Source organism: Silvania sp. (assembly GCF_051656365.1).
GTDB lineage: Bacteria > Pseudomonadota > Gammaproteobacteria > Enterobacterales > Enterobacteriaceae > Enterobacter > Enterobacter hatchlandensis.
This window is the reverse complement of sequence record NZ_JBOGBT010000111.1, coordinates 1-11,159: the sequence shown is the minus strand read 5'-3', so window position 1 is coordinate 11,159 and position 11,159 is coordinate 1. Positions and strand designations below refer to the sequence as shown.

Here is an 11,159-nt window from a genome sequence, read left to right as displayed (position 1 = left end):
CTCACCGTTGCGAGGTGGCGTATATTACGCTTTCCTCTTTCAGAGTCAAGCGTTTATTTTCGCTTTTCTCTTCAACCGAACCGGCTGTTTGTGTGAAGTGATTCACATCCGCCGTGTCGATGGAGGCGCATTATAGGGATCCCAGTTTTTAGCACAAGCATTTTTTCGATCTTTTCTTTCGACTGCTTTTTTTTCGTCCTTTTCGATGGAATACCACCCGATCCGTTCAAATATTGACATATTTCCCTCTTGATCAAGCTGAATAATCCGATCAAAGTCTTCTATATAATGATCATCAGTAGAGGTTGATATGTCTTCAGTACTCCGTCCTTATAAAGATCTGTTCCCGCAACAAGGCGATCGCGTCATGATCGACAGCAGTAGCGTGGTCATTGGTGATGTCCGAATGGATGACGACGTCAGTATCTGGCCACTGGTCGCCATCCGCGGTGATGTCAATTATGTCGCAATCGGCGCACGCACTAATATTCAGGACGGTAGCGTTCTGCATGTCACCCATCGATCGTCTTACAATCCTGAAGGCAATCCGCTGATCGTTGGCGAAGATGTCACCGTCGGCCATAAGGTCATGCTCCACGGCTGCACGATCGGTAATCGGGTTCTGGTGGGTATGGGTTCAATTTTGCTGGATGGTGTCGTGATAGAAGATGATGTGATGATTGGTGCAGGCAGCCTGGTCCCGCAAAACAAACGACTTGAGAGTGGCTTTCTCTATTTAGGTAGCCCGGTTAAGCAGATCCGCCCCCTTTCGGAAGCGGAAAAGGAAGGTTTGAAGTATTCAGCCAATAACTACGTTAAGTGGAAGAATGACTATCTGAATCAGGAGAGCCAGAACCAGCCCTGATCGTCATCCTGACCCTCGCGGATCGCATCGCTGGCTTCTTCTTCCAGATCCCAGCGATGATCGCGAAACGCGTTCAGCGCAGCGACATCGCCAAAACGATGCTTCAGCGTTGCGCCTGTAATAGCGCACATTACTAGCATGCCGTTTACCAGCGCCGGGAAGCAGACCGCTGACATTTCTTCATCCCAATGCTCCCGCTCAGGGAACTGGATCGCCTGGTTCATGCAGAAAGTTCCTTCTTAAGCTTTTCGATTACTGGCTCTACCGCCGGTAATACGCCGTGCCAGAGCATCACCGCATGCGCGGCCTGACCCACCAGCATACCCAAGCCATCAGCGAGATGGTTTGCCCCCTGCTGTTCACACCAGTTCAGAAACGGCGTTCTGCCTTTCTGATAAAACATGTCATAGCAGTGGACATGTGGGTTAACTAATGAAGAAGGGATCGCAGGTACATCACCGCCGAGACCGCTGGAGGTGGCATTAATGATAAGGTCAAACTCATGTCCGCTTAAGGCATCCATAGTAACGGCATGAATGCTGCCGGTATGAGCAAAAAGCGTAGCCAGATCTTCCGCGCGGGAATATGTTCGATTGGTGATGGTGACCGCACAATCCAGCGAGAGCAGAGGCAAAATCACTCCACGCGATGCGCCACCCGCACCAATCAGCAGGATCCGCGCCCGGGGTTTGATAAATGACAGCCGCTCCAGATCGCTCAATAAACCAATGCCGTCGGTGTTGTCCCCCAGAATTCGACCATCTTCCAGGCGCTTTAGCGTATTCACAGCACCAGCAAGAGACGCGCGTTCAGTTAATTCATCGGCACGTTCAAAGGCCTCTTCTTTAAAAGGCACGGTAACGTTCGCCCCTTTACCTCCTTGCGCGAAGAAAGCATCCAACGTTGTCACAAACGCGTCGACAGGCGCCAGTATGCGACCATAAGGATGCTCAATGTGCAGTTGCTGCGCGAATTGCTGATGAATAAAGGGCGACTTGCTGTGTGCAATGGGATTACCAAAAACGGCATACGTTTCCATCTTATTACCCCTGGCGAAAACGTTCGCCGGTTAAAGCATCGCGGATTTCTGACGGGTTCAGGCGCCCACCGGTATCACCGATAATGACGGGAAAGTCAGGGCCAAACTGCGCCAGTACGTCATCGGCTGTACGACAAGGCGGCAATCCTGTCAGATTGGCGCTGGTAGAGACCAGCGGCTTACCAAACGCATTACACAATTCGATAACCAATGGGTGGTCCGTCACGCGAACGGCAAGCGAGTCAAAACGCCCTGTCAGCCAGCGCGGTGTGGTCGGCAGCGCCGGGAAGACAAACGTCACTGGCCCCGGCCAGGCGGCAAAGATTGACTCACGCTGAACTGGCGTCAGCATAGAATCATCAATATAAGGTTTTAGTTGTTCGAAGCGGGAAGCAATTAAAATGAGGCCTTTCTCTACGGGCCTCTGTTTTAACGCTAATAAACGGCTAACGGCTGTTTCACTGTCAGGATCGCAACCGACCCCAAAAACAGCTTCTGTTGGATAGGCGATGACTTCTTCTTTATTCAGTACGTCCACCGCATGTGCGATAGAGCCTGATGGCAGGTTATTCTTCACTATTTTGATCCGCCGAAACCGGCTTTCCACATTGTTTACTGGCACAGAAGCGCTTAACGCCTTGCGCGGTTTTCTTTTCGATAAGTAGCGGGTACTGGCACTCAGGACAACATCCCGCTACCGGTTTGAAATTGGTCACGAACTGACATTCAGGATAACGATCGCAGGAATAAAATGTCTTACCGTAACGCGATCGCCGTTGAACAAGATGCCCACTTTCGCACTGCGGGCAGGCTAACGCCGTTTCATCGGGCTTATCAATTTGCTCTGTATGTCCACATTCAGGATAGCGGCAGCAGCCAATAAACATGCCGAAGCGCCCCTGGCGCAGCGCCAAATCGCCACCACATTGCGGGCACACCTGTCCCTCCAGAATCTTAACAATATGGCCGTCCGCCTGATTTTTCAGGGGACGGACATAATCACATTCTGGAAAGTGTGAACAACCGAGAAACGGCCCGTGTTTACCGGACCGGATAACAAGTTCTGCCCCGCACTGCGGACAGGGCTCGTTTTTATGCACCGTAAATAGTGCTGATTTGGCCATAACAACTCTTGGTGCTGCTGATGAATTAATGCAGCATACCTTCATTCACTTCAAAGAGTAATTCTTCCATTTGCTGATAGGCATTTTCACAGCCTGGAATATTGAACAGAACCATCAGGATGACCCATTTCAGATCTTCCAGCTCAAATTCTGCCGTATCCAGAGCCATAACGCGTTCTATCACCATTTCACGCGTTTCGAGGTTGAGCACCTGAATTTGCTCGAGGAATAAAATGAATCCCCGGCAACTCGCATCCAGCCTTTCACATTCATCAGCCGTATAGATGCGTACAGACAGCGGATCGGAAACCAACTGCATCGGTTCGGCGAGGCCTTCCTGATAATCAGCCAGTTTTTCGAGCCATATTAACGCGTTGTAAATATCTTCCCGTTCAAAACCCGCATCAGTAAGATCGCGCGTAAGTTTGTCCTGATCCACGCGCGCTTCAGCTTCGTTATGGATGTAAGTCTCAAACAAATACATGAGTACGTCGAACATGGCTTGCCCTCCTTAATCGGACATAGCCGCCGGGTACAGCTGCGATCCATCCTGCTAACTCCAGTTCCAGTAGCTGTGCTACCGTTACTGGCACAGATTGGCCGGCACGTTCAGCGACAACGTCAACAGGTGTTACCTCATCTCCTACGTTAGCCAGGAGCTCAGGAAATGGCAATGCTACCTGGTCTTGATCTGATAAATTAAGTCTATTCTCGGGTTCATTCGCAAGCCAATTGAAGCTGGATCGCAAACTGTCCAGAATGTCCTCTGCCGCAGTAACGGGCGTGGCCCCCTGCTTGATCAGCCAATGCGGCCCTTCACATCCTGGGTTACCCACTGCCCCCGGCAAAGCAAAAACTTCACGTCCCTGTTCAAGGGCGCATTTTGCGGTAACAAGCGACCCGCTGCGCAGCATCGCTTCAATAACAAAAACCCCCTGGCTCAATCCACTGATGATGCGATTACGACGAGGAAAGTTGCGTGGCCAAGGCGGGGTTGCGAGAGAGAACTCTGAAACGACAGCGCCACCGCTCGCGACCAAGTTCTCAGCCAGCGATGCATGACGACGAGGGTAGACGCTTGAAAGGCCATTACCTAATACCGCCACGCTTTTTCCCTTAACGGTTAGCGCCGCGCGGTGAGCGACCCCATCGATCCCACATGCCAGACCGCTGGTAATGGTAAGCCCAGCCAGGGCCAATTGTTCACAGATAATCTTTCCCCAGCGCTCGCCATACCAGGAGTGTGAACGGCTGCCGACCACAGCCAGTTGCAGACTGCCCAGTACCGAGGGATCGCCCTTCACGAAAAGCGCGCCGGGGTAATCGGTAATCGCCCGTAACTGTGCTGGGTAGGCAGAGTGATCTGCGCAGATCAGATGCTGTCCCGGCTCTGCAAGCCAGTCCATATTGCGTTCAATTTCTCGCGGTGAAATGGAAAAAAACGCCTCAATTTGCTTTTGCGTGAGCCCAGCCACCGCCAACACAGCGCTATCAATATGGGCTTCGCGCTGCAATTTTTGCGCGAGCACCACCATCTTATCGCCGTACAGTTCTCCAATGTTTATCAGGCGTAACCAAATCTCTGTGGATGTCATCCTTTCCCCTGCCACAAGCAGCTATAGCAATCTTTGCGATTGGTCAGTGATGCTGTCAATCAGAGGGGGATTTGTCTAGAATAGAGGTAATATTCTTTTCAACTCCTGAACACGACTCTGGAAATATATGGCAGTTTTGCAAGTGTTACATATCCCGGACGAGCGCCTTCGCAAAGTCGCCGAGCCGGTTAAAGAAGTGAATGCAGAAACTCAGCGTATCATCGATGATATGTTCGATACGATGTACGCTGAAGAGGGCATTGGTCTCGCCGCTACGCAGGTTGATATTCACCAGCGCATCATCGTGATCGACGTTTCTGAAAACCGGGAAGAACGTCTGGTATTGATTAACCCCGAGCTGCTGGAAAAATGGGGCGAAACAGGGATTGAAGAAGGTTGCCTCTCTATTCCTGAGCAGCGCGCCCTGGTGCCTCGTGCAGAAAAAGTTAAAATCCGTGCGCTCGATCGCGACGGTAAGCCGTTTGAAATGGAAGCGGACGATCTGCTGGCAATCTGCATTCAGCATGAGATGGATCATCTGGTCGGTAAACTCTTTATCGATTATCTCTCGCCAATGAAACAGCAGCGCATTCGTCAGAAAGTAGAGAAACTGGATCGCCTGCGCACCCGCGCATAACGTGACCCCGGATACAAGGATTAACGTGTCTACATCACTACGTATCATCTTCGCAGGAACCCCCGACTTTGCAGCGCGTCATCTGGATGCGCTGTTGTCGTCTGGCCATCAGGTTGTTGGCGTCTTTACTCAGCCCGATCGCCCTGCTGGTCGCGGTAAAAAATTGATGCCAAGCCCGGTTAAGGTGCTGGCGGAAGAACATGGCTTACCGGTGTTTCAGCCAGCTTCATTGCGCCCGCAGGAAAACCAGCAGCTGGTTGCTGAATTAAACGCAGATGTCATGGTCGTTGTGGCATACGGCTTAATCCTGCCAAAAGCGGTGCTTGAGATGCCGCGTCTGGGTTGCATTAATGTCCACGGTTCTCTGCTTCCACGCTGGCGTGGTGCTGCACCCATTCAGCGTTCGCTGTGGGCCGGCGATGCCAATACCGGCGTGACGATTATGCAGATGGATGTGGGTCTGGATACCGGCGACATGCTGTATAAGCTCTCCTGTCCCATTGCTGCCGACGATACCAGCGCCACGCTGTATGACAAACTGGCAGAGCTCGGGCCGAAGGGTCTTATTGATACGCTGCAACAGCTGGCCGACAATACCACCCGTCCTGAAGTCCAGGACGAAGCGTTGGTCACCTATGCCGAGAAACTCAGTAAAGAAGAGGCCCGTCTCGACTGGTCACTCTCTGCTGCTCAGCTTGAACGCTGCATCCGGGCATTTAATCCCTGGCCGATGAGCTGGCTGGAAATCGACGGGCAACCCGTAAAAGTCTGGCAAGCCTCGGTTATTGCTGGCCAGTCGACTGCCGCGCCCGGCACCATTATTGACGCAAGCAAGCAAGGTATTCAGGTAGCAACTGTTGAAGGGATCCTGAATCTGGAATCCTTACAACCTGCAGGCAAAAAAGCCATGAGTGCGCAGGATCTTCTGAACTCCCGCCGTGAATGGTTTACACCTGGTAATTGTCTCGCCTGAGATCATCTCAATTTAAGGCCCGGAGTTTCCGGGCATTTTTATTTTTGTGGTTATGAAAAAACAAAACTTACGCAGCCTGGCAGCCCAGGCGATTGAGCAAGTGGTCGAGCAGGGTCAGTCATTGAGCAATGTCCTGCCACCGTTCCAGCAAAAAGTCTCTGATAAAGATAAAGCCCTGCTTCAGGAGCTGTGCTTTGGTGTTCTGCGCACGTTGCCACAGCTGGAGTGGCTGATCGGTAAACTGATGTCGCGCCCGATGACGGGTAAGCAGCGCGTGTTGCATTATCTGATCATGGTTGGCTTCTATCAGTTGCTGCATACTCGTATTCCGCCTCACGCCGCGCTGGCAGAGACCGTTGAAGGCGCAGTGGCAGTGAAGCGTCCGCAGCTCAAAGGGCTGATCAACGGTGTATTACGCCAGTTTCAGCGTCAGCAAGATGAACTGCTGGCTGAATTTTCACGCTCAGAAAAACGCTTTCTGCATCCTGACTGGTTGCTAAAACGTCTGCAAAAAGCCTATCCGCAGAAGTGGGAAGCCGTTGTAGAAGCTAACAACCTTCGTCCGCCAATGTGGCTGCGCGTCAACCGTAACCATCATTCCCGCGATGCCTGGCTGGCGCTGCTGGAAGAGGCGGGGATGAGTGGATTTACCCATCCGGATTATAGCGATGCGGTCCGTCTGGCAGCCCCCACTTCTGTTCTTGCGCTTCCGGGCTTTGAACAAGGCTGGGTCACCGTTCAGGATGCTTCTGCTCAGGGTTGTATGAACTTCCTCGAGCCGCAAAACGGTGAGCGTATTCTTGACCTGTGCGCAGCGCCGGGCGGTAAAACAACACATATCCTTGAAGTCGCCCCGCAGGCCAGCGTGATGGCCGTCGATATTGATGAGCAGCGTCTTTCTCGCGTTTACGACAACCTTAAGCGTCTGGGAATGAAAGCCGAGGTCAAACAGGGTGACGGGCGTAAGCCCGACCAGTGGTGTGGCGATGAACAGTTCGATCGCATTTTGCTGGATGCCCCCTGCTCCGCCACTGGCGTTATTCGACGTCATCCAGATATTAAATGGCTGCGTCGCGATCGCGATATTAACGAACTGGCGCAGCTACAGGCGGAGATCCTTGATGCGGTATGGCCACATCTGAAATCAGGCGGAACGCTGGTTTATGCCACCTGTTCCGTGCTGCCAGAAGAGAACAGCCTACAGATCGCAGCGTTCCTGAAGCGCACCCCTGATGCCCACTTGCAGACAACCGGTACGTCGGAACATCCCGGCAAACAGAACCTGCCTGGCGCAGAAGAAGGCGACGGCTTCTTTTACGCTAAGCTAATCAAAGCGTGATGTTGATAACGGGTCACATGATATGAAGATAATCATTCTGGGCGCGGGGCAGGTTGGCGGTACGCTGGCTGAAAACCTGGTCGGTGAGAATAATGACATCACCATTGTCGATACCAATGGCGATCGTTTGCGCAGCCTGCAGGATAAGTTTGATTTGCGCGTTGTTCAGGGGCATGGTTCCCATCCCCGCGTGCTGCGTGAAGCTGGCGCGGATGATGCCGACATGCTGGTTGCCGTCACCAGTTCAGATGAAACCAATATGGTGGCTTGTCAGGTGGCCTATTCGTTATTCAATACGCCTAACCGTATCGCGCGTATCCGTTCCCCGGACTATATCCGTGATGCCGATAAGCTGTTTAATTCCGACGCAGTGCCTATCGACCATTTAATCGCGCCAGAACAGCTGGTTATCGACAGTATTTACCGACTGATTGAGTATCCAGGTGCGCTGCAGGTGGTTAATTTCGCGGAAGGTAAAGTCAGCCTTGCCGTGGTTAAAGCCTATTACGGTGGCCCGCTGATTGGTAACGCGCTTTCCACAATGCGCGAGCATATGCCGCATATTGATACGCGAGTTGCCGCGATTTTCCGTCACGATCGTCCCATCAGACCGCAAGGTTCAACCATTGTTGAAGCCGGGGATGAGGTCTTCTTTATCGCCGCATCCCAGCATATTCGCGCGGTGATGAGCGAGCTGCAGCGGCTCGAGAAACCGTATAAACGTATCATGCTGGTTGGCGGGGGTAATATCGGTGCCGGTCTGGCTCGGCAGCTAGAAAAAGATTACAGCGTTAAACTGATCGAACGCGATCAACAGCGGGCCTCAGAGCTGGCAGAAAAGCTACAGAATACGATCGTCTTTTATGGCGATGCGTCGGATCAAGAGCTGCTTGCCGAAGAGCACATCGATCAAGTTGATCTTTTCATTGCTGTGACCAACGATGACGAAGCTAATATCATGTCAGCAATGCTGGCAAAACGCATGGGTGCAAAAAAGGTTATGGTGCTTATCCAGCGTCGGGCCTATGTCGATCTGGTCCAGGGAAGCGTTATTGATATTGCTATTTCGCCCCAGCAGGCCACCATCTCCGCTCTGCTGAGTCATGTGCGTAAGGCCGATATTGTCGGCGTTTCCTCCCTGCGACGTGGGGTGGCAGAGGCCATCGAGGCCGTTGCGCACGGGGATGAGAGCACCTCCCGCGTAGTGGGACGTACCATCGATGAGATTAAGCTTCCGCCGGGCACCATCATTGGCGCCGTTGTCCGAGGTAATGATGTGATGATCGCCAACGATAATTTGCGTATTGAACAGGGCGATCACGTCATTATGTTCCTGACGGACAAAAAATTTATTACCGACGTCGAGCGCTTATTCCAGCCAAGTCCTTTCTTCCTGTAATCCTCCGGAGGGCTGCATACCGCCCTCCTGTATTTAACCCAATAATATGTAAGGGTTAAATTATTATGACGTCTGCTCATCCTCAATGGCAATTAGCTAATCCTTTGTTAAACTTAAACCCATTGGATGGCACAAGGAGAAGAAAATGAGTTTTGTTAAAGAGTTTCGCGAGTTTGCGATGCGTGGGAATGTCGTGGATTTGGCAGTGGGTGTGATCATTGGTGCAGCGTTCGGTAAGATCGTTTCCTCGCTGGTTGCCGATATCATCATGCCACCGCTGGGGCTGCTGATCGGTGGCATTGATTTCAAACAATTCGCCGTAACCTTACGTGCTGCGCAAGGCGATATTCCGCCAGTGGTCATGCACTACGGGGTATTCATTCAGAACGTTTTTGATTTTGTGATCGTTGCCTTTGCCATTTTTATGGCTATCAAGCTTATCAATCGACTGAATCGCAAGAAAAAAGAAGAACCCGCTGCACCGCCTGCTCCAACGAAAGAAGAAGTCTTGCTGACTGAAATCCGCGACTTACTGAAAGTACAGAATAACCGTACCCTATAAGACGCATGAAACAAGAAGGCCAGTGGTAAGAAAGCGATTTGCTTGCTTGCCACTGGCCTCCCAGTTACCCCGTTTTGCATGTTTTGTTTTGCGCAGATAACTTCCTTTCCCTTTCTTATTCTTCTCAATTCGTTGTCTGAATAACGGATCGTGCAGAAGGGCTTCAATCGCATTATCGTTGATCTGCCCTTTCGTGTGCTGATAGCGGCTCATAATTTCTCCATTGTATAAAATGTCAACGCGAGTGTAGAAGCAGCGGTGAGTAAAATCAACAACCGCGAGCTTCTCCATTTGCACCCTGTTCGAGAGTTTCCAGAATTGAACAGTAAACGCTGCTGTGAGAAGTGCCACAACAGGCATCATTTAAGCGTTGCAGTGACAGGCGCATAGTTTGTAACTCTTCAATTCGCGCTTCGACCTCATTGAGTCTTGCCTGAACGATGCTTTTCGATTCCTGGCAGGTATGATGTTGAGGATCGATACGGATCGACAGCAGCTCACGGATCGATTCCAACGTAAACCCTAGCTGACGGGCATGACGGATAAACTTCAGACGCTGGAGATCTTTGTCGGTATACAACCGAAAGCCACCCTCCGTACGCACTTCATGCTCCATCATCTGCTGTTTCTCATAATAGCGGATAGTGTCAGGGGTGACGCCTGCCAGCTTTGCGATCTCACCAATCCGATACATTGCTACTCCTCGTTGAGTTTTTGTATAAGCCTGCCGGAATAATCTCCCTGCAGGAAATCAGTGCTGATGCCGGCCTGGCGTAGCTTAAGTTCAAGCAGGGCGAGGCGACGACGATACTCCGTGTAATCCGCAGATTCTTGTCTGACTGTACTTAACAACCGGGCAAGTTCGACGGCTTCTTTACGCTGCTCCAGCTCCGGTGGCAAACAGCCTGCATTTTTCAGCATACGATATCCGGCGCGAAGATCGGCGGGGACATGCGAATCATCGTCAAGAATCAACGGTTCACCGCTGCCTTGCAGATTATCGAATTCACCTTTGCGTTGAGCATCAAGAATATGCCGCTCTGCCCACTGGTCGAGTAACCACATTGCAAATTACCGCAGCAAACGAAGAAAGGATTATTGTAGGTAAGTGGGGGTGGGATGAACATAAAAAAACCCGCCGAAGCGGGTTTCTTCATGTTACTACAGATTACTCTGCAGCAGCTTCTGCTTTCGATTCTGAACGATCAACCAGCTCGATGTAAGCCATCGGAGCGTTGTCGCCTGCACGGAAGCCACACTTAAGAATACGAGTGTAACCACCTGCACGGCTCGCGAAACGCGGACCCAGTTCGTTAAACAGTTTTGCCACGATCTCGTTATCACGAGTACGGGCGAATGCCAGACGACGATTAGCAACGCTGTCAGTCTTGGCAAGAGTAATCAGCGGCTCAACTACGCGACGCAGCTCTTTCGCTTTAGGCAGGGTCGTCTTGATGATTTCATGACGAACCAGTGAACCTGCCATGTTGCGGAACATAGCCTGGCGATGGCTGCTGTTGCGGTTCAGTTGACGACCACTCTTACGATGGCGCATGACCTTATCCTTCTCAGTAAAACCTTAACCTGTGATCCGGTTACTCGTCAGCGATGCTTGCCGGTGGCCAG

The 11,159-nt window shown here is 51.6% G+C and carries 16 protein-coding genes; 6 read left to right on the top strand and 10 right to left on the bottom strand.

Annotated features, from left to right (window positions below; all coding sequences use genetic code 11):
- Positions 1–310: 310 nt before the first annotated feature.
- Positions 311–865, top strand: a complete 555-nt coding sequence (locus tag ACRDD5_RS22310) for a gamma carbonic anhydrase family protein (protein ID WP_438678026.1) — start codon at positions 311–313, stop codon at positions 863–865.
- Here the strand turns inward: ACRDD5_RS22310 and ACRDD5_RS22305 are convergent.
- Genes ACRDD5_RS22305 through dprA form a run of 6 tightly spaced genes read right to left on the bottom strand, consistent with a single transcriptional unit; the run spans position 841 to position 4,623 of the window.
- Complete coding sequence (locus tag ACRDD5_RS22305; protein ID WP_438678025.1) at positions 841–1,089, bottom strand: DUF1488 domain-containing protein; 249 nt, start codon at positions 1,087–1,089, stop codon at positions 841–843. The two genes, ACRDD5_RS22310 and ACRDD5_RS22305, sit on opposite strands and share 25 nt — an antisense overlap.
- A complete protein-coding gene (gene aroE, locus ACRDD5_RS22300; protein ID WP_438678024.1) occupies positions 1,086–1,904 on the bottom strand; it encodes a shikimate dehydrogenase in 819 nt (272 codons plus the stop codon). Before aroE ends, ACRDD5_RS22305 begins: the two co-directional genes overlap by 4 nt.
- A gap of 4 nt (positions 1,905–1,908) precedes the next feature.
- Complete coding sequence (gene tsaC, locus ACRDD5_RS22295) at positions 1,909–2,481, bottom strand: L-threonylcarbamoyladenylate synthase type 1 TsaC (protein ID WP_271282517.1); 573 nt, start codon at positions 2,479–2,481, stop codon at positions 1,909–1,911.
- Positions 2,471–3,028 carry a topoisomerase DNA-binding C4 zinc finger domain-containing protein gene (locus ACRDD5_RS22290; protein WP_438678023.1) on the bottom strand — a complete coding sequence of 186 codons (558 nt, stop codon included), beginning with the start codon at positions 3,026–3,028 and terminating at the stop codon, positions 2,471–2,473. The genes tsaC and ACRDD5_RS22290 overlap by 11 nt, the downstream gene beginning before the upstream one ends.
- Before the next feature lie 25 nt (positions 3,029–3,053).
- Positions 3,054–3,527, bottom strand: coding sequence for a DUF494 family protein Smg (gene smg, locus ACRDD5_RS22285; RefSeq protein ID WP_271266488.1), 474 nt, complete (start codon positions 3,525–3,527; stop codon positions 3,054–3,056).
- Complete coding sequence (gene dprA / locus ACRDD5_RS22280; protein ID WP_438678022.1) at positions 3,499–4,623, bottom strand: DNA-protecting protein DprA; 1,125 nt, start codon at positions 4,621–4,623, stop codon at positions 3,499–3,501. Before dprA ends, smg begins: the two co-directional genes overlap by 29 nt.
- Positions 4,624–4,750: 127 nt before the next feature.
- Between dprA and def the strand changes: the two genes are divergently transcribed.
- From def to mscL, 5 genes are all read left to right on the top strand, one after another.
- Positions 4,751–5,260, top strand: coding sequence for a peptide deformylase (gene def, locus ACRDD5_RS22275; RefSeq protein ID WP_271282520.1), 510 nt, complete (start codon positions 4,751–4,753; stop codon positions 5,258–5,260).
- A 25-nt stretch (positions 5,261–5,285) separates the two neighbouring features.
- Complete coding sequence (fmt, locus tag ACRDD5_RS22270) at positions 5,286–6,233, top strand: methionyl-tRNA formyltransferase (RefSeq protein ID WP_271282521.1); 948 nt, start codon at positions 5,286–5,288, stop codon at positions 6,231–6,233.
- A gap of 52 nt (positions 6,234–6,285) precedes the next feature.
- Positions 6,286–7,572 carry a 16S rRNA (cytosine(967)-C(5))-methyltransferase RsmB gene (gene rsmB, locus ACRDD5_RS22265; protein ID WP_438678021.1) on the top strand — a complete coding sequence of 429 codons (1,287 nt, stop codon included), beginning with the start codon at positions 6,286–6,288 and terminating at the stop codon, positions 7,570–7,572.
- 22 nt (positions 7,573–7,594) lie between these two features.
- On the top strand, positions 7,595–8,971 hold the full coding sequence (gene trkA, locus ACRDD5_RS22260; RefSeq protein WP_271282523.1) for a Trk system potassium transporter TrkA: 1,377 nt from the start codon (positions 7,595–7,597) through the stop codon (positions 8,969–8,971).
- Between the two features lie 145 nt (positions 8,972–9,116).
- On the top strand, positions 9,117–9,533 hold the full coding sequence (gene mscL / locus ACRDD5_RS22255; protein ID WP_271282524.1) for a large-conductance mechanosensitive channel protein MscL: 417 nt from the start codon (positions 9,117–9,119) through the stop codon (positions 9,531–9,533).
- On the opposite strand, the gene ACRDD5_RS22250 is transcribed toward mscL, so the two are convergent.
- The 4 genes from ACRDD5_RS22250 to rplQ all read right to left on the bottom strand — a co-directional run bounded on the left by ACRDD5_RS22250 (position 9,528) and on the right by rplQ (position 11,088).
- Positions 9,528–9,746 carry an alternative ribosome-rescue factor A gene (locus ACRDD5_RS22250; protein WP_271282525.1) on the bottom strand — a complete coding sequence of 73 codons (219 nt, stop codon included), beginning with the start codon at positions 9,744–9,746 and terminating at the stop codon, positions 9,528–9,530. The genes mscL and ACRDD5_RS22250 overlap by 6 nt on opposite strands.
- A 55-nt stretch (positions 9,747–9,801) precedes the next feature.
- On the bottom strand, positions 9,802–10,227 hold the full coding sequence (zntR, locus tag ACRDD5_RS22245) for a Zn(2+)-responsive transcriptional regulator (RefSeq protein ID WP_438678020.1): 426 nt from the start codon (positions 10,225–10,227) through the stop codon (positions 9,802–9,804).
- A 2-nt stretch (positions 10,228–10,229) separates the two neighbouring features.
- The gene (locus ACRDD5_RS22240) at positions 10,230–10,598 is read right to left on the bottom strand and encodes a DUF1992 domain-containing protein (protein WP_271282527.1); all 369 of its coding nucleotides are present in this window, start codon (positions 10,596–10,598) and stop codon (positions 10,230–10,232) included.
- A gap of 103 nt (positions 10,599–10,701) precedes the next feature.
- A complete protein-coding gene (gene rplQ, locus ACRDD5_RS22235) occupies positions 10,702–11,088 on the bottom strand; it encodes a 50S ribosomal protein L17 (RefSeq protein WP_001216372.1) in 387 nt (128 codons plus the stop codon).
- Positions 11,089–11,159 lie beyond the last annotated feature (71 nt).

Bases quoted from the DNA above. Each gene is read 5' to 3' on its own strand.
- ACRDD5_RS22310 (WP_438678026.1), top strand. From the start codon at position 311: ATGTCTTCAGTACTCCGTCCTTATAAAGATCTGTTCCCGCAACAAGGC.
- ACRDD5_RS22305 (WP_438678025.1), bottom strand. From the start codon at position 1,089: ATGAACCAGGCGATCCAGTTCCCTGAGCGGGAGCATTGGGATGAAGAA.
- aroE (WP_438678024.1), bottom strand. From the start codon at position 1,904: ATGGAAACGTATGCCGTTTTTGGTAATCCCATTGCACACAGCAAGTCG.
- ACRDD5_RS22290 (WP_438678023.1), bottom strand. From the start codon at position 3,028: ATGGCCAAATCAGCACTATTTACGGTGCATAAAAACGAGCCCTGTCCG.
- smg (WP_271266488.1), bottom strand. From the start codon at position 3,527: ATGTTCGACGTACTCATGTATTTGTTTGAGACTTACATCCATAACGAA.
- dprA (WP_438678022.1), bottom strand. From the start codon at position 4,623: ATGACATCCACAGAGATTTGGTTACGCCTGATAAACATTGGAGAACTG.
- def (WP_271282520.1), top strand. From the start codon at position 4,751: ATGGCAGTTTTGCAAGTGTTACATATCCCGGACGAGCGCCTTCGCAAA.
- rsmB (WP_438678021.1), top strand. From the start codon at position 6,286: ATGAAAAAACAAAACTTACGCAGCCTGGCAGCCCAGGCGATTGAGCAA.
- trkA (WP_271282523.1), top strand. From the start codon at position 7,595: ATGAAGATAATCATTCTGGGCGCGGGGCAGGTTGGCGGTACGCTGGCT.
- mscL (WP_271282524.1), top strand. From the start codon at position 9,117: ATGAGTTTTGTTAAAGAGTTTCGCGAGTTTGCGATGCGTGGGAATGTC.
- ACRDD5_RS22250 (WP_271282525.1), bottom strand. From the start codon at position 9,746: ATGAGCCGCTATCAGCACACGAAAGGGCAGATCAACGATAATGCGATT.
- zntR (WP_438678020.1), bottom strand. From the start codon at position 10,227: ATGTATCGGATTGGTGAGATCGCAAAGCTGGCAGGCGTCACCCCTGAC.
- ACRDD5_RS22240 (WP_271282527.1), bottom strand. From the start codon at position 10,598: ATGTGGTTACTCGACCAGTGGGCAGAGCGGCATATTCTTGATGCTCAA.
- rplQ (WP_001216372.1), bottom strand. From the start codon at position 11,088: ATGCGCCATCGTAAGAGTGGTCGTCAACTGAACCGCAACAGCAGCCAT.